Origin of the sequence: Sphingobacterium sp. HMA12, from assembly GCF_002933815.1 — a bacterium.
GTDB lineage: Bacteria > Bacteroidota > Bacteroidia > Sphingobacteriales > Sphingobacteriaceae > Sphingobacterium.
The window spans coordinates 2414094-2431009 of record NZ_BEYR01000001.1 but is presented as its reverse complement, the minus strand read 5'-3'; the positions used below and the strand labels follow the sequence as shown (position 1 = coordinate 2431009).

At 42.0% G+C, this 16916-nt stretch carries 15 protein-coding genes; 8 read left to right on the top strand and 7 right to left on the bottom strand.

The genetic code is table 11. The features are described from left to right. The first annotated feature begins 6 nt into the window (after window positions 1-6). Window positions 7-3153, top strand: coding sequence for a translation initiation factor IF-2 (infB, locus tag HMAT_RS10510; protein ID WP_104382658.1), 3147 nt, complete (start codon window positions 7-9; stop codon window positions 3151-3153). Between the two features lie 58 nt (window positions 3154-3211). Here the strand turns inward: infB and HMAT_RS10505 are convergent, their stop codons facing one another. Genes HMAT_RS10505 through HMAT_RS10490 form a run of 4 tightly spaced genes read right to left on the bottom strand, consistent with a single transcriptional unit; the run spans window position 3212 to window position 6056 of the window. Continuing rightward, window positions 3212-3604: a VOC family protein gene (locus HMAT_RS10505; RefSeq protein ID WP_104382657.1), complete on the bottom strand. Its 393-nt coding sequence runs from the start codon at window positions 3602-3604 to the stop codon at window positions 3212-3214. A gap of 1 nt (window position 3605) precedes the next feature. Then, entirely contained in the window at window positions 3606-4667 is a 1062-nt protein-coding gene (locus tag HMAT_RS10500; protein WP_104382656.1) for an NADH:flavin oxidoreductase/NADH oxidase, read from the bottom strand. Window positions 4668-4694: 27 nt separating this feature from the next. Further along, window positions 4695-5411, bottom strand: coding sequence for a 3-ketoacyl-ACP reductase (locus HMAT_RS10495; RefSeq protein WP_104382655.1), 717 nt, complete (start codon window positions 5409-5411; stop codon window positions 4695-4697). Window positions 5412-5468: 57 nt separating this feature from the next. Beyond that, window positions 5469-6056, bottom strand: coding sequence for an NUDIX domain-containing protein (locus tag HMAT_RS10490; protein ID WP_233789184.1), 588 nt, complete (start codon window positions 6054-6056; stop codon window positions 5469-5471). 22 nt (window positions 6057-6078) lie between these two features. Here HMAT_RS10490 and pyrE point away from each other — a divergent pair, with 22 nt between their 5' ends. Both pyrE and HMAT_RS10480 read left to right on the top strand, forming a co-directional pair. Continuing rightward, window positions 6079-6729: an orotate phosphoribosyltransferase gene (pyrE, locus tag HMAT_RS10485; RefSeq protein ID WP_104382653.1), complete on the top strand. Its 651-nt coding sequence runs from the start codon at window positions 6079-6081 to the stop codon at window positions 6727-6729. Window positions 6730-6748: 19 nt separating this feature from the next. Next, entirely contained in the window at window positions 6749-7147 is a 399-nt protein-coding gene (locus tag HMAT_RS10480; protein ID WP_104382652.1) for an SRPBCC family protein, read from the top strand. Between the two features lie 63 nt (window positions 7148-7210). Here HMAT_RS10480 and HMAT_RS10475 read toward each other — a convergent pair whose 3' ends face one another. Further along, window positions 7211-7927 (bottom strand): superoxide dismutase, encoded by a 717-nt coding sequence (locus tag HMAT_RS10475; protein WP_104382651.1) that lies wholly within the window; start codon window positions 7925-7927, stop codon window positions 7211-7213. 177 nt (window positions 7928-8104) lie between these two features. On the opposite strand from HMAT_RS10475, the gene HMAT_RS10470 reads away from it, so the two are divergent. Beyond that, window positions 8105-9151, top strand: coding sequence for a ferredoxin--NADP reductase (locus tag HMAT_RS10470; RefSeq protein WP_104382650.1), 1047 nt, complete (start codon window positions 8105-8107; stop codon window positions 9149-9151). Between the two features lie 167 nt (window positions 9152-9318). After that, window positions 9319-11250 (top strand): acetoacetate--CoA ligase, encoded by a 1932-nt coding sequence (locus HMAT_RS10465; RefSeq protein WP_104383382.1) that lies wholly within the window; start codon window positions 9319-9321, stop codon window positions 11248-11250. Window positions 11251-11359: 109 nt separating this feature from the next. On the opposite strand, the gene HMAT_RS10460 is transcribed toward HMAT_RS10465, so the two are convergent. Next, window positions 11360-12967 carry an acyl-CoA carboxylase subunit beta gene (locus tag HMAT_RS10460; protein ID WP_104382649.1) on the bottom strand — a complete coding sequence of 536 codons (1608 nt, stop codon included), beginning with the start codon at window positions 12965-12967 and terminating at the stop codon, window positions 11360-11362. 153 nt (window positions 12968-13120) lie between these two features. On the opposite strand from HMAT_RS10460, the gene HMAT_RS10455 reads away from it, so the two are divergent. The 3 genes from HMAT_RS10455 to HMAT_RS10445 are packed head-to-tail and all read left to right on the top strand — an operon-like array spanning window position 13121 to window position 15899. After that, window positions 13121-14266: an acyl-CoA dehydrogenase family protein gene (locus tag HMAT_RS10455; RefSeq protein WP_104382648.1), complete on the top strand. Its 1146-nt coding sequence runs from the start codon at window positions 13121-13123 to the stop codon at window positions 14264-14266. A 9-nt stretch (window positions 14267-14275) separates the two neighbouring features. Beyond that, the gene (locus tag HMAT_RS10450) at window positions 14276-15115 is read left to right on the top strand and encodes a hydroxymethylglutaryl-CoA lyase (RefSeq protein ID WP_104382647.1); all 840 of its coding nucleotides are present in this window, start codon (window positions 14276-14278) and stop codon (window positions 15113-15115) included. Window positions 15116-15122: 7 nt separating this feature from the next. Then, window positions 15123-15899, top strand: a complete 777-nt coding sequence (locus HMAT_RS10445) for an enoyl-CoA hydratase/isomerase family protein (protein WP_104382646.1) — start codon at window positions 15123-15125, stop codon at window positions 15897-15899. Here the strand turns inward: HMAT_RS10445 and HMAT_RS10440 are convergent, their stop codons facing one another. Further along, complete coding sequence (locus HMAT_RS10440; protein WP_104382645.1) at window positions 15900-16373, bottom strand: hypothetical protein; 474 nt, start codon at window positions 16371-16373, stop codon at window positions 15900-15902. Between the last annotated feature and the right edge of the window lie 543 nt (window positions 16374-16916).

The window sequence follows — 16916 nt, the reverse complement described above, 5'->3', positions numbered from 1 at the left end:
TTATAGATGACTGAAGGAAAAGGAACAAACTTGCTTAAAGCAGCAAAGGAACTCAACATCGGAATACATACTGCCGTAGAATGTTTAGTGAAAAAAGGATATGATGTAGAAGCAAAGCCTAACACTAAATTGAGCGGAGAGATGTATGGTGTGCTGTTAAAAGAGTTTCAGGGAGACAAATCACTGAAAGATGAAGCTAAACAAATTGTTATTGGCAAAATTCGTCGTGAGGAGTCGCCGTCCGCTTCTCCTAAAGAATCATCTAAAAATGAGGATTTTGAAGAACATGAAGAGCCAAAAGAGATCTTGGTTAAGAATACCGTAGAAGTCCCATCTGCCAAAGAAACCGCTCCTACCAAACCGGAGGAACCTGTTCATCAAGGGGGTATGAAAGTGGTCGGCAAAATAGATCTTGATGCCCTAAATAGAGGGGGAAACAAGGCTAAAAAAGAGGAGCCTTCCAAACAGGAGCCTAAAGTAGCGAATGACTCACCAGTAGAGACTAAGGTTGCAGAGAAAGCTGTAGAAAAGAAAGAAGCTGAAGTCAGAGAGCCTGTTAATGAAGTGAAAAAAGAAGAACCAAAGGTTATTGAGCAAAAAACCGAAGTCGTTGCAGCGAAGGTAGAAGCTCCCAAACCTGAAGTAGATAAAACTGAAGTAAAAGCAACTCCGGTTGTAGAGACAAAAACCGAACCTGTGAAGGTAGAAGAAAAGAAAAAAGACGAAACAGCACCTAAAGCTGCTGTACCAGTAACTCCAAAAGTGGAGCCTGTGAAAAAAGAAGGCGATGATATTATTTCTGCGCGTGCAGAAAGATTGACCGGTCCTAAAGTAATTGGTAAGATTGAATTACCATCTGCTAGACCTTCCCACAAACCTGTGGCATCCTCTTCAAATGCTGGAAACAACAATGAGAAACGTAAGCGTAAGCGCACGAATCCAAATGGTCCAGTAAGTCCTAATGGCGGCCAAGGTCAAGGTCATAACAACCAAAACCGTGGTCCTCGCGATGGAAATAACAACCACAATCGTGACCAACAAGGTAACCGAGGTGGTAATCCAGGGAACAACAATAATCCGAACAATCGTCCGGGACAAAACAATCAGCATCCAGGTAGACCGGGACAAGGTGGAAACAACCAACATCCAGGTAGACCGGGACAAGGTGGCGCAAGGCCACAACATGGTCGTTTTGACAATAGAGGAAAAGGAAGACCTGTTGAAAATAAGGAGGAACCTTCTGAAAAGGAAATCCAAGATCAAATCAAAGCGACACTTGCCCGTTTAAGCGGTGCGGGTAAATCTGGTAAATTTGCACAACGTGCGAAATTAAGACGCCAGAAACGTGATGATGTTGCACAACATGCAGAAGAAGCTGCAATGGAGCAAGAATTGATGGCGAAGGTATTGCGCGTCACCGAGTTTGTTACAGCGAATGAGCTGGCAAATTTGATGGACGTTCAGGTCACACAGATTATTGCAACTTGTATGAGTTTAGGAATGTTTGTGTCTATCAACCAACGTCTAGATGCAGAGACTTTAACTATTGTGGCGGATGAATTTGGCTATCAAGTTGAATTTATTAAACCTGAAGATGAGGAAACTGCGGAACTGGAAGAACCGGATACTGAGGCGAATTTGGTGTCTAGAGCTCCAATTGTAACGGTAATGGGACACGTTGACCACGGTAAGACGTCTTTGTTGGATTATATCCGTAAAGCAAACGTAACTTCAGGTGAAGCTGGTGGTATCACACAACATATCGGTGCTTATGCGGTGAAATTAGATGACGACCGTAAGATCACATTTTTAGATACACCGGGTCACGAAGCCTTTACAGCAATGCGTGCACGTGGTGCAAAAGTAACAGATATCGTTATTATCGTTATTGCGGCGGACGACGCGGTCATGCCACAAACGAAGGAAGCAATCAATCACGCTCAAGCTGCAGGTGTACCAATTGTATTTGCCTTTACGAAGGTGGATAAACCTGGTGCGAATCCAGACCGTATTCGTGAGCAGCTTTCTGCAATGAATATCTTGGTTGAAGATTGGGGTGGTAAATTCCAAGCGCAAGAGATCTCCGCAAAAACTGGAGAGAATGTTGATCTTCTTTTAGAAAAAGTTCTTTTGGAAGCTGAAATGTTGGATTTGAAAGCTGATCCGAAAAAACGTGCTGTTGGTTCAGTGATCGAAGCAGCCTTGGATAAAGGTCGTGGTATCGTGACTACAGTATTGATCCAAGGTGGTACACTTCGTGTCGGAGATCCGATTTTGGCGGGCTCACATTCTGGTAAAGTAAAAGCTTTAACCAATGAAAGGGGAGAACGTGTTAAAGAAGCAGGACCTTCAGTACCGGTACAGATTTTAGGTATGGCCGGAGCGCCTACGGCAGGGGATAAGCTTTATGTTCTTGAAAGTGAATCTGAGGCTAGAACAGTAGCGAACAAACGTCTTCAGTTACAACGTGAACAAGGCATGCGTGCAACGAAACATATTACCTTGGATGAGATCGGTCGTCGTTTGGCTATCGGTAACTTTAAGGAACTTAATATTATCGTTAAAGGTGACGTGGATGGATCAATTGAAGCATTATCAGATTCATTATTGAAATTGTCAACAGATGAGATCCAGGTAAACATTATTCATAAATCGGTTGGTGCGATCTCCGAGTCAGATGTATTATTGGCATCTGCTTCTGATGCGATCATCATTGGTTTCCAAGTACGTCCAACACAAAATGCACGTAAATTGGCTGAGAATGAGCAAATCGACGTTCGTTTATACTCTATCATCTATGATGCTATTGAAGAGATTAAATCTGCGATGGAAGGTATGTTGGCTCCGAAATTTGAAGAGAAAATTGTTGCTGAGGTTGAAATTAGAGAAACATTTAAAATCTCTAAAGTGGGTACCATTGCCGGATGTATGGTTAGAGAAGGTAAAATCAATAGAAATAATGATATCCGCATAATCAGAGACGGTGTCGTTATCCATACAGGTCGATTGGCATCCTTGAAACGTTTTAAAGACGACGTGAAAGAGGTTGCACAAGGTTACGAGTGTGGTTTGAATATTGACCGTTTCAATGACATTCAGGTAGGGGATATTGTAGAAGCCTACGAACAAGTAGAAGTAAAACGTAAATTGTAATACTCTGATTTACGATAACATAAAAAAGCGTTGATTTTTATCAACGCTTTTTTTGTTTCTAACGCTCGTACAGTTCTATCGGAAGCTGATCGGGATCGCTAAAGAAAGTGAACCTTTTTTGTGTTAGTTCGTCAATTCTTATTCCTTCGTGTGTAATACCTGCCTGCTCTAACTTATGTATTTCCGCATTCAGGTTATCGACCTCAAAAGCGAGATGCCTTAAACCAGCCGCTTCGGGAAAACTAGGTCTGCTAGGAACGTTGGGGAAGGAAAAGAGTTCGACGATGTAAGTATCGTTAAGTTTTAAATCCAGTTTATAGGAATCGCGTTCTACCCGATAATGCTCCTGCCAAATTTCCAGTCCCAGGACTTCCGTATAAAATTTTTTTGACCGCTGATAATCCCTGCATATAATTGCAATATGGTGTATTTTGTTTAAGCTTAATTTCATCTTACTTTGCTCTTTCGTACTGTTTTGGCCAAGGGATGTCTACGGATAATTCTTTGGCAAAGTGCAATGGAAGATGCGGGTCATCCAAAAAGCCCCTTGCGATCATAATGAGGTCGGCTTGGCCATGAGCGACAATATCGGCGGCTTGAGCCGCTGTTTTAATGAGTCCGACAGTAGCAGTTTTACTTCCGGTTTTTTCTTTGATCGCCTGTGCAAATGGAAGCTGATAGGCAGGGCCAAGATCAATTTTTTGATGGGAAACCGCTCCGCCACTCGATACATCGATGATATCGACTCCCTGCTCGGTCAAAAGCTGTGACAAGGCTATGGATTGATCCAGATCCCAGCCATCCGGCGCCCAATCTGTGGCAGAAATACGTACCCATAAGCTTTGCGTCGATATTTCCTGTTTTACCCGTTTGATGATTTCCAGCAAGAAGCGTATTCTGTTTTCAAAAGTACCACCAAATCTGTCGGCTCGTATATTGCTCAGGGGGGAGAGAAACTGGTGAATAAGATAGCCATGGGCAGCATGGAGCTCAATGATTTCGTAACCAGCTTGAATGGCTCTTTTGGTTGCTTGACCAAACTGTTCGATCAGCTTCTCTATTTCAGAAGTTTTAAGCTCCTGAGGGACATAATCTCCAGCATGGAAAGTCAGTGCAGATGGAGCGACCGTTTGCCATCCTAGCGGATCTGATGGGGCAAATTGACCACGACCAAGCCAGGGCTTGTTGCTGCTGGCTTTACGGCCTGCATGCGCGATTTGAATACCGGGTACAGCGCCATTTGTTTTGATAAAAGCTGTTATCTCTTTTAATTTGTCAATATGCCGGTCATCCCATATCCCGAGGTCTCCGTAACTGATTCGACCTTCGGGTGTCACGGCGGTTGCTTCCTGTATGACTGCTGCAGCACCGCCGACAGCAAATTGGCCAAGATGAACAAGATGCCAGTTATTTGCAAAACCTTCTTCAGCTGAATATTGGCACATGGGGGAAACGACTAAGCGATTTTTCAGGTTTAAAGAACCGATGTCTATGGCAGAGAATAGTTGACTCATAATGTTTTGTTTATCCGTCTTTTTGTTTTATGGATTTGTGGACCATAAAGAGGCTGATTTTAACATTGCTCTTCGCGGTAATTTTAAATTTGCAATAATTAACTCTGCAAAATCTTCCGGTTGCAATACCTTTTCAGGGTCGCCATCCGTTAGCCCAAGATCCTTCGACATATCTGAAGCGATGGTACTCGGCATCAGGGTGCATACCCGAATGTTGTTTTTACGAACTTCACGCATCAAGGAATCAGCGAATCCAATAACGCCAAATTTTGAAGCGCTATAGGCTGATGTGCTAGCCGCCCCATTCAGTCCAGCCGTAGATGATACCATTACAATGTCACCTTGGTTTTTTTCAATAAGTTGTGGCAGTATAGCCTTTGTAACAAAATAAGTTCCCAGTAGATTAACATTGATAATCGCTGTCCAGTCATTAACGTCCATATCCATCACCGAAGAAAAGGAAGATATACCCGCATTGTTGATTAAAATATCAAAATAGCCGAAGGTTTCATTGAGGTTTTTAACTTCCTGTTGCACGGCAGTGTTGTCGGCCACGTCAAATACGCTATAGGTAACCTCTGTCCCTAATTCAGCCAGTTCGGCAACGGTCTGTTTCAACGCTGTTTCGTTTCTGCCTGTAATGGCTACATGAACCCCTTCTTTGGCCAATGCTATGGCAATGGCCTTTCCCAATCCTTTTGCCCCACCTGTAACTAAAGCCCTTTTTCCAGTTATATTTTCCATACGATAAAAATAAGAATGATCTTCCGGATTACTGTCAGATGAACCTCAAAAGACAGCCTATTTAAGCTTTTTGATGAGGTTTTCTATAATAGGATAGGTATTGGACCGCACTTCATCAAATTGGTCCACATGACGCCATTCTGCTTTCGTAATATCTTCGGCTGTTTGAGGGATCAATTTCGGAACTTTATTAACGCCCATTTCATACCAATTGGTTGCCTTTAATACGAACTCTCCGTTACGTAAATAGTAGGTATGATAAGATGTGGCGATCTTCTTGCCTAAATAATTTATTTTAATACCACATTCTTCTTCCACTTCCCTTACAGCAGCTTCTTTCATTTTTTCATTATCTTCAACCTTGCCTTTGGGGAGATCCCATTTGCCCAAGCGGTAAATAAACAGGTAATCTCCATCACCATTTTTGACCAGTCCGCCAGCTGCTTTGATGATTTTAAGTTTGCTTTTTAAATTTTGAAATACGGTTTCGAAATCCCTGTTGACGTAGAGATAGGTCTTTGGAACTTTATCAATTTCAGATTGTTTGAAAAGTTTTTGAAGTTCAATGTCTTGAATACTAATTGTTTGCGTGTTTTCGATTTTCGAAGGAACAAAATCTGCTAAAATTAGCACGGTTTCGTTCATATAAATTTTATAAATTTGCGCCATGAATAATTTAAATGAGGTTGAACAAAAAGTTGCTGAATCCTTATTGCAAATTAAAGCAATAAAATTGCAACCTAAAAGTCCTTTTACTTGGGCGTCGGGTTGGAAGTCTCCAATTTACTGTGATAACCGTATCACTTTATCTCATCCAGCAATACGTACGTATATTCGTCAGAAGCTTTCTAAGCTTATTCAAGAAGAGTTTGGATCAGTAGATATGATTTCTGGAGTTGCTACAGCAGGTATTCCGCAAGGAGTGTTGGTAGCGCAGGATTTAGGCCTACCATTTTCTTATGTTAGAAGCTCAGCGAAAGATCATGGCCGTCAAAATATGATTGAAGGCGAAGTCGTTAGTGGTCAACGTGTCGTTGTGGTTGAAGATTTAATTTCAACAGGTAAAAGTAGCCTGATCGCTGTTAAAGCATTGCGTGAAGCAGGTTGTAATGTTGTTGGATTAGTTTCCATATTTACTTATGGACTGCAACAAGCGACTGATAATTTTACAGATGCGAAATGTCCTTATTTCAGCCTATGTAACTACGATGCACTGATTCAAGTGGCCGCTGAAAATAGCTATGTATTGGAAGAGGATGTTGAAATTTTGAAAAAGTGGCGATTGAACCCTGCGGGATGGGGTGAAAACTTTCAATAAAGATCAATAATTTACCGTTATGACTACTATTCAGAATACTACAGAAATCAACAGGAATGTCGGCGAAGTATTTGCTTTTCTAACTGATCTCAATAATCATGAACAGTTAATGCCTGAAAATATTTATAATTGGTCTTCTACAGCAGACGAAGCTCGATTTACCATTCAAAATATGGCAAAATTGGCGTTAAAAGTTGAAGAACGAGTAGTCAATCAATTGGTTAAGCTCATTCCTTCTGAAAAAGCACCATTTGAGGTTACCTTACGCTGGGAACTGCAGGCTGTATCAGATACGGTGACAAAAGCGACTTTTGTAATTGATGCCGATTTAAATATGATGATGAAAATGATCGCTACGGCTCCGCTTCAAAAGCTGATCGATTTTCAGGTAAACAAACTGAAAGCGATACTGGGATAGTAGGTCTTGGTGACGGATTATAACATAAAAAAAGCTCGATCGTTAGATCGAGCTTTTTTTATGTTATGCTATTCGCTCATTTACTTTTTTCCAGTTGACGACGTTCCACCAGTTTTTGATATAGTCCGCTCTTTTGTTTTGATAATGCAGGTAATAAGCATGCTCCCAAACGTCGAGACCCAAAACTGGGATACCTTTTACGTCCGCAACATCCATTAATGGATTGTCCTGATTTGGCGTAGACGTTATTTTCAGGTTTCCTGAATCGTCGAGGATCAACCATGCCCATCCCGAACCAAAACGCGTGGTTGCTGCTGTGGCAAATTGCTCTTTGAATTTGTCGATTGAACCGAAGGTCTTGTTGATCATGGTCAACAGTTTTTCCGAAGGCTGGCTTGCTTTGTCGGACAAGCTTTCCCAAAAGAAATTGTGATTCCAGGCACCACCCGCATTATTTCTGGCTTTCGCGGAATATTTCGATATATTAGCTAAAAGCTGTTCTTCTGAAGTTTCTTTGATGGATTCGGCAACAATGGCCTCGTTGACGGCATTGATATAGGCCATATGATGCTTTGTATAATGGATTTCCATCGTCAGGGCATCAATATTGGGCTCCAATGCGGCATAACTGAAAGGTAACTTGACTTGGGAAAACTTTAAAGTAGCGGCATTTAATTCAGTTGCTTTCGCGGAAGCAATATCTTGTAATATTGATCCAGATACAGCAATACCCAATGTGGCTTTTGCTGCATTTTGAAGGAAGTTTCTGCGTGTTTGCATATAATCTTATTATGATTAGTTTTGATATAAATATAACGTGAAATTCTACAAATATTGTACGAGAATTGTCTGTCAATTGTAATACAACAAAATTGTTATATAGCGCATCTTAAAAAGTAGCTTTCGAATCCGGTTTTTTCATTTGTGTAAGCCAAAATTCGACAGTATATTTGGCTTATGTACGCATTACGAATAGCAAAGATAATTCCTCAGCCCAATAATAATATTACTTTTCAGCTGGAATCTCCCGATGGCGACTATCCTCCTTATAAAGCTGGTCAATTTATTACGCTTTCCTTCTTATTTGGTGATCGGGAGGTGCGTCGTTCTTACTCTTTTAATAGTTCCCCAGATTATAACGAGCCGCTAAGCATCACTGTAAAACGTGTGGAAAATGGCGAAATTTCGAGGTTGCTTCATCATACTGTTGCCGAAGGGGATATCGTTCAGGCCATGGAGCCACAGGGATTATTTACGTATGAACCCGAACAATATAAAGTAAGGACTTTATTTCTATTTGCTGCCGGTATTGGTATAACGCCTTTGTATTCGATTCTTAAAACGGCGCTTCTTGTTGAAGAGAAGTCTAAGGTCGTCTTGGTATACAGTAATCGATCTGCTGATCAAGCGCCCTTTCGGGAGGAATTGGAGGAATGGGCCCGACAATTTCCGGACCGCCTCACTATTGTTTGGATTTATTCCAATAGTAAATATCTGATGAAAGCCCGTCTGAACAGGGATTATATTCTTTCCATTGTCAAGGATCATCTTGTGGGCCCAAAAGAGGACGCATTATGCTTTACCTGTGGGCCAGTGATTTATATGGATTTATGTCGTTTCACACTTTTGGGAATGGGCTTTGATGCTAATCAGATCAAAAGAGAAACGTTCTTATTGCCCGAAAATGAAGAAGATGATGACGATGAGTCTGAGAGGGTGATCGATACGACCTCCTATCAGATCAAATTAGATTTTCAAGGTGAGACCTATCACCTGGAGATTCCCTACAATAAGTCTATTTTGGATGTAGGACTTGAACATAAAATTAAACTGCCTTATTCCTGCAAGTCTGGTATGTGCAGTACCTGTATCGCTCAATGTTCAAAAGGAAAAGTAAGAATGGATTACAACGAAGTGCTAACAGACCGGGAAATGGAGAATGGACGTATCTTGCTGTGTACTGGTCACCCGATGGTGGACGGAACCGAGATCGAGGTGCTTTAAAAGGGGGTATTTACCTCGTTTATTTGATGAACTGTGCGTATTTCAAAATAATATTTCAATAAAGTAATTGATGTAATCTATTTGTTCTGTTTGAGTCCCAATAAAAATTGCATTTCAAAGCAAATTTAGCTAAGTTTGGCTATAACCGTTTTTTATATCCAACTATTATGGGAAAATTACTCTGGAGCCCGACAGAAGAGCAGCAATCTCAATCGGAGATCAATAGATTCAAACAGTATGTCGAACAGCGATATCAATTATCCTTTGCGTCTTATCACGAGCTTTGGGTATGGTCAACCGGGCATATTGCTGACTTTTGGGAGAGTCTTGCAACTTATTTTAACATACAATTTCATTCAAATTTTACGCATATATTAACCCGTCCTACGGACAGAGATAGTTTTATCGGAACGAAATGGTTCAGTGGAGCGACATTAAATTACGCGGAGCATGTATTTCGCCGTGCCACCGATACCCGGCCCGCTCTTGTTTTTCAGTCGGAACAAGATTCTCCACGTGAGGTCTCCTGGGAAGAGTTGCGGGTAATGGTGCTCAGATTGCAAGTGTATTTAAAAAATCAAGGGGTCTCAAAAGGGGATCGCGTGGTAGGTGTACTGGTTAATGGAGTGGAAGCCATAGCTTTGTTTTTGGCTACGAATTCAATCGGAGCAATCTGGTCCTGTTGTTCCCCTGACTTTGGTGAGGCAAGTATTCAAGATCGTTTTGAGCAAATCGAACCAAAGGTACTTTTTGCTAATGCGGAATACACTTATAATGGACGGATCTTTGAGAAAGAAGAAAGTATACGAAAGCTTGCGGAACATTTACCCTCTCTGAAGGCCTGTGTTTTTATCAATGATAAAAACTGGCAAGTGATAATCAATTCTGCCATCCCCCAAGATGGACTTCAGTTTACAGCCGTAGCCTTTGAAGATCCCGTATGGATCTTGTATTCTTCGGGAACGACAGGGAAACCCAAAGCGATCACACATGGCGTCGGAGGGATGCTGTTAGAGCATATGAAAGCCTTGGGATTGCATCAGAATGTGCAGGAGGGAGAGCGGTTTATGTGGTATTCGACAACAGGCTGGATGATGTGGAATTACGCACTTTCGGCCCTATTAATGGGCAATACCTTGTGTATATATGACGGGGCAACCCACTTTCCGGATAAATTGAGCCTGTGGAGGTTTGCAAAAGATACAGGGGTTGATCATTTTGGCGTCGGCGCCGCTTATTTAATTTCTTGCCAAGATCAAGATTTAAAAGCATTGGCGTATATGCCGAAAACAATTGGATCGACCGGTTCTCCATTACCACCGGCTATTTTTGAATGGATTCATCAGCAATTTCCAGAAACCCAGATTATTTCGTTAAGTGGTGGCACAGATGTCTGTAGTGCTTTTCTTTCAGGATGCACATTGCTTGATGTGCATGCGGGCGAAATACAGTGCCGTACCTTAGGCTCCAAAATAGAAGCTTTTAATACAGGTGGGATGGCTGTTTACGAAGAAGTGGGGGAACTGGTTATTTTGGAACCAATGCCCTGTATGCCGATTTACTTCTGGAATGATGCGGACAATCAAAAATATTACGATAGTTACTTCGATAAGTATGCCGGTATCTGGAGCCATGGTGACTGGATTCAGATTACGAAGAATGACGGGATAATCATGTACGGTCGTTCTGATGCTACCCTTAATCGCGGTGGTGTACGCATCGGGACTGCTGAGATCTATAATGTATTGAATGCAACAGATGAAGTGCAGGATAGCTTGGTCATTTGTGTTGATCACGACAATGGCTCTTCGGATATGTTACTTTTTGTTCAACTAAAAAGCGGGACCTTAACGGATGAACTGAAGGATAAAATCAAGAAATCTCTTCGAAGGGAATATAGCCCCCGGCATGTACCCGACCAAATTTTTCAGGTTACTGAAGTCCCCTATACCTGGAGCGGGAAAAAGCTGGAACTGCCAATAAAAAAGATTTTCTCAGGTATTCCTACCGAGCGGGCAGTCTCAAAAGATGTCATGCGCAATCCTGAGTCCGTGAATGGATTTGAAATAATTAGCAAAACATGGAATAAGTTGTCATAAATAAAAGATGTATGGTTCTCTTTTATACAAAACCCTCCACGATGCGTGATCGAGGAGGGTTATTTATTGTTGGAATAGACCTTTTGGGGAACCAATTTGTCGAATATTCCTAAACCTGAATTACACCAACATTGTACCGCTCGACTATAGGTTTTTCATTAGCGGCTTCTATGCCCATGCTGATTACCTTTCGGGTTTCCTGAGGTGCGATAATGCCGTCCACCCAAAGTCTGGCAGCGGCATAATAGGGGCTTAATTGTTCATTATATCGATCTTCAATAGACTTGAGAAGGCTGTTTTTTTCTTCTTCATTGAATTCTTTCCCTTTGGCTTTTAATGCTGATTCCTGAATTTGAAATAATGTTTTACCAGCGGCAGCCCCACTCATGACGGCCATTTGGGCCGTTGGCCAGGCGTAGATCAAGCGTGGGTCATAGGCCTTCCCGCACATGGCGTAATTTCCGGCACCGTAGCTATTACCTACGATGAAAGTAAATTTAGGGACGACGGAATTTGCCATCGCGTTGACCATTTTAGCGCCATCTTTAATAATTCCGCCTTGCTCGGATCGGCTGCCGACCATAAATCCGGTGACATCCTGAAAGAAAACAAGCGGTATATTTTGCTGGTTACAGTTCATAATAAAGCGTGCAGCTTTGTCTGCTGAGTCACTATAAATAACACCGCCCATCTGCATTTCCATCGCATTACCGGGTTTCTTAGCTTTGATAATCTCCCGTTGGTTGGCGACAATACCTACTGCCCAGCCATCTACACGTGCAAGCGCACAGACAATCGTTTTACCATAATCGGGTTTATACTCTTCCAGTGTATCCGCATCAACAATTGCTTCGAGAATATCTTGCATCCGATAGGGTTTGGTGCGGTCCTCCGGAAGAATTTCTATTATTTTTTCAGGATCTGTTTTTGGCGGATGGCTTTCCTTCCGATTGAAGTTTGCTTTTGCATGACCACCGATTTTATCGATAACATTTTTAATGGCCGTAAGGCAACTCTGGTCGTCGGGGAACTTATTGTCTGTAACACCCGATATTTCAGAATGTGTTGAAGCTCCGCCCAGTGTTTCTGCATCTACGGTCTCACCGATAGCCGATTTAACCAGATAAGGGCCGGCTAAGAAGACTGATCCTGTGCCTTCGACAATGAAAGCGTAGTCCGACATGATGGGTAAATAAGCGCCACCAGCTACACAGCTGCCCATAATCGCGGCAATCTGCGGGATACCCATGGCTGACATGCGTGCATTGTTGCGGAATATACGGCCAAAGTGTTCTTTATCGGGAAAAATTTCATCTTGCATTGGAAGGAAGACACCTGCGGAATCCACGAGATAGATAATCGGAAGATTATTTTCCATGGCGATTTCCTGTGCGCGAAGATTTTTCTTGGCGGAGATGGGAAACCAAGCTCCAGCTTTTACAGTCGCATCGTTTGAGACGATAACACAAAGTTTGGATTTAACGTAACCTATCACGGCGGCACAGCCTGCATTGGTACAGCCGCCATGCTCAACATACATACCTTCTCCCGCAAACATCCCGATCTCAAGGTATTCACGGTCTGGATCCAGTAAGTAAGTTATTCTTTCCCAAGCTGACAGTTTACCTTTTTCTTTTAGTTTTTTAATTTTATCGATGCCCCCACCGAGCTTTAGATTTTCTCTTTTTTGGTGAAGTAATGCGAGCAGCTCCTTCATAGTTTATAATTCTGGTTTAAAAAGCGATATAATTAAGAATTTCTTATTTTTAGATAAATTTAAAATAAAATTTTAAAATGTTTGCAATTTTATTCCTAAATATTTTGATATATTTGAATTGTATTACCGATTGTAAATTTAATATTCATGCTTATGTTTATTGAAAATAAACAACAAATGGATATGATCAGACAAAGTGCACGAGATTTTGCACAGCATCATATCAAACCTTATGTGATGGAATGGGACGAAGCCCAAATATTTCCAATAGAAGTTTTTAAAAAATTAGGTGAACACGGTTTCATGGGCGTTATTGTGCCTGAGGAATACGGGGGGTCGGGTCTGGGTTATCAGGAGTATATCACCGTGCTGGATGAAATCTCCAAAGTTTGTGGATCGATCGGACTTTCGGTTGCGGCACATAACTCCTTATGTACCAACCATATTTTGAGCTTTGCCAGTGAAGACCAGAAGCGACGTTATCTTCCAAAGCTGGCTACAGCAGAATGGATCGGGGCCTGGGGACTTACAGAAACAGGTTCGGGTTCGGATGCCGGCGGTATGACCACCTTTGCTGAGCGGGATGGGGATTATTATGTGTTGAATGGTTCAAAGAATTTTATTACGCATGCCATTAGCTCGAGTGTTGCTGTTGTGATTGCACGCACGGGGGAAAAGGGCGATAAAAAGGGAATGTCTGCATTTATCGTTGAAAAAGACACTCCTGGCTTTACTGCAGGGAAAAAAGAGAATAAATTAGGCATGCGTGCTTCAGAAACGGCATGTCTGTTTTTTGACAACTGTAGAATACACCGCGATCAGCTGATTGGTGAGGAGGGGCAAGGTTTTGTACAGGCATTGAAACTTTTAGACGGTGGTAGGATCTCTATTGCGGCGCTTTCTTTGGGTATTGCCCGGGGAGCCTATGAATGTGCGCTAAAATATGCACATGAAAGAGAGCAGTTTGGAAAGAAGATTTACGATTTTCAGGCCGTTTCATTTGCCTTGGCAGACATGGCTACCCAAGTGGAGGCCAGTGAGCTATTGACCCGCCAGGCTGGTTATCTCAAAGATCATGGCGAGCGAGTGTCTAAAATCGGTGCAATGGCCAAATTATATGCTTCGGAGGCGGCAGTAAGCGTTTCCAATGAATCTGTGCAGATTTTTGGAGGGTATGGGTTTACGAAAGATTATCCCGCAGAGAAGTTCTTTCGCGATGCCAAACTGTGTACGATAGGAGAGGGGACTTCCAGCATTCAAAAGATGGTGATTGCCCGGGAAATTGAAAAAGATATTTAATTATACCGTATGAAAGATCAGGTTGTATTGGTCGATTGTCCGCGAGATGCCATTCAGGGACTGCATGATTTTATTGCAACGGATAAGAAAATTAAACATATCAATAGGTTGATTGAGAGCGGTCTGTTTGATGTGATTGATTTTGGCTCCTTTGTTTCTTCGAAGGCAGTTCCGCAGTTGGCTGACACTAAAGAAGTGCTGGCCGGTGTTATAAAAGATGATCGTGTAAAGTTATTGGCAATAGTCGCTAACCTGAGGGGTGTTCAGGATGCCGTTCAGGAAGAAAAAATAGATTTGATAGGTTACCCATTTTCGATATCAGAAACCTTTCAGTTGCGGAACACGAATAGAGGTCTAGAAGAATCTTATCAGCAACTGAAGGAAATGAAGGCATTGGCTGATGCCAATGGCAAGGTTCTGGTCGTCTACATCAGTATGGCGTTTGGCAATCCATATAACGATCCTTGGTCTGCGGTACTGGTTGAGGAATGGATTGATAAGCTCATGCAGCTAGGTGTCACAGAATTCTCTTTGGCGGATACAACTTCTGAGGCGAATGCTGTACAGATTACCGATCTCTACGGTCTTGTTCGGACACGATATCCGCAGTTAGCCATTGGTGCACATTTTCACGCAAAACGGGAAGATAGTCTTGTAAAGGTTCGTGCAGCCTATGATGCCGGTTGCCGGAAGTTTGAAGGGGCCCTATTAGGATATGGTGGCTGCCCTTTTGCCAAGGACGACCTGGTTGGAAATATTCCTTCTGAAATTTTACTGGATCTTTTCGGTCGTGGTAGCCTGACCGAAAGAGCAGGCTTAGAAGACAGTTTCAGACAAATGATCTTGTAGATAAATCATGGAAAAATTAAATTTCATAAAGGTACGTCGCGAACAGCATGTATTTATATTGATCCTTGCCCGATCAGAGAAAAGGAATGCCTTTAGTCCAACAATGGTCAGTGAGATTGCCTACGCCCTGGAAATCGCTAATAGTGATCCAGAGGTTCGTTTGATACAGATCGAGGCTGAGGGACCGGTATTTTGTGCAGGGATGGACTTAAAGGCTTTCGAAGACCCGACGGTTGATATCGGAAATCCCGGTATTCCAAAAGTAGAAAAGTCGCTGGCCGAGTTGTTTGCACAGCTAAATAAGCCCTCTATTTGTGTTGTTCGGGGTGATGTTATTGCGGGCGGATTTTTGATAGCACTTTCCTGTACGTATTTGTTTGCTACGCCAGATGTGCGGTTTGCACTGCCCGAGGTGAAGATTGGGCTTTTTCCGTTTCAGGTGCTGGCTTTGCTGCTGGAATACATGCCCGAAAGGAGAGCAATGGATCTTTGTATCCGTGGGGAATCTTTCTCCGCCGCGGAAGCCCTGGAAAAGCAGTTGCTGTACGCAATTTTGGAACCGGGGGAAGCTGAATTGGAAGCATTGAGAGATGCTATTGTAGCGAATGCACCTTTGGCTATTTCTAGGGGTTTTGAGGCGCTTCGTCAATTGAAAAAAAATCCACAGGCGGATAACTACGCTTTTCTGCTGGATGAGCTCGCCAAGCTTCGCAAAACGGCCGATTTCCAGGAAGGGATGGCGGCAATGCGCGATAAAAGAAAAGGGCATTGGAAGAATAGCTAATCAAAACGAACGGAAGCTCGGTCTGCTGGTCAATGGGGAGAATTCCCAGGGAATAGAACTAAGGGCAATCAGTAAAGCAAGGCCAAACCAGATTAAAAGTATTTTAAAACGTCGATCATCCGTATCGGCGTTTTTGCTTTTTAGACTACCGATGAGTAGAAATATGCCAGCGAGAATCATCATGCTGCTATGCTCCATTCCAAAAAAACGAATCTGTCGTAAGTGTACGGCTGTGTTAAAATGAGTCAGGAAATACTGTGTGATCGGACTTAATATGTAGAGTATGATACCTAATAATGCCTGTGTATAAAATGTGAAAATAACCGTATTTTTCAGGAAATTATCAGTAGGGGTGAAGCGACGTCTGTTCTTTTTTTGATAAGCAAAACGTAGTAAACTGCTTATAAAAATAATCAAAACAATCCATCGCCAGGTGGAATGCAGTGCTAAAATGAAAGGGTAAATCGAAGTCATCACATGACAAAGATGCGTATAAAATGAAAAAAAATCACATCAATAGTATGAATTTAACCGGGATAAATAGACCGATCTGAGGAATAATCCGGATGCCAGGCGTTAATATTGATCGAAGAAATAGGGGAGTATGCGTGTTAAATATATGCTGATTTTTATGTTTATATAATCTTTTTATTGTATTGATATTTAGTTTGTTAAATTTTAAATTATCTTCTTGTTAACTTAAGGTTAATGCTGTTTTTGAGCTGATAACGCGTTTTTTTGTGTTTGAAAATTGAACTGTTCGACTAAAGATTACCGATGAATATCTCCAATTGGAATCAAAGGGACAAGGTTAAGGTGTTTGGAGCTGTTTTATGTGCTTTTTAAGCGTTTTAAGCTATTTTTATAACATGACCGGGCTTTTGCTGGGAAAAATACGAACGCTTTCTACGGGGCTAATATGAGCGTTTTTCGATTGAGTATACTTTAGCTTGGAAGCCGAATCAAGTGTATTTATCCTTGTTTTTTCATTATGAATTTCGTAATATTTATATTTAA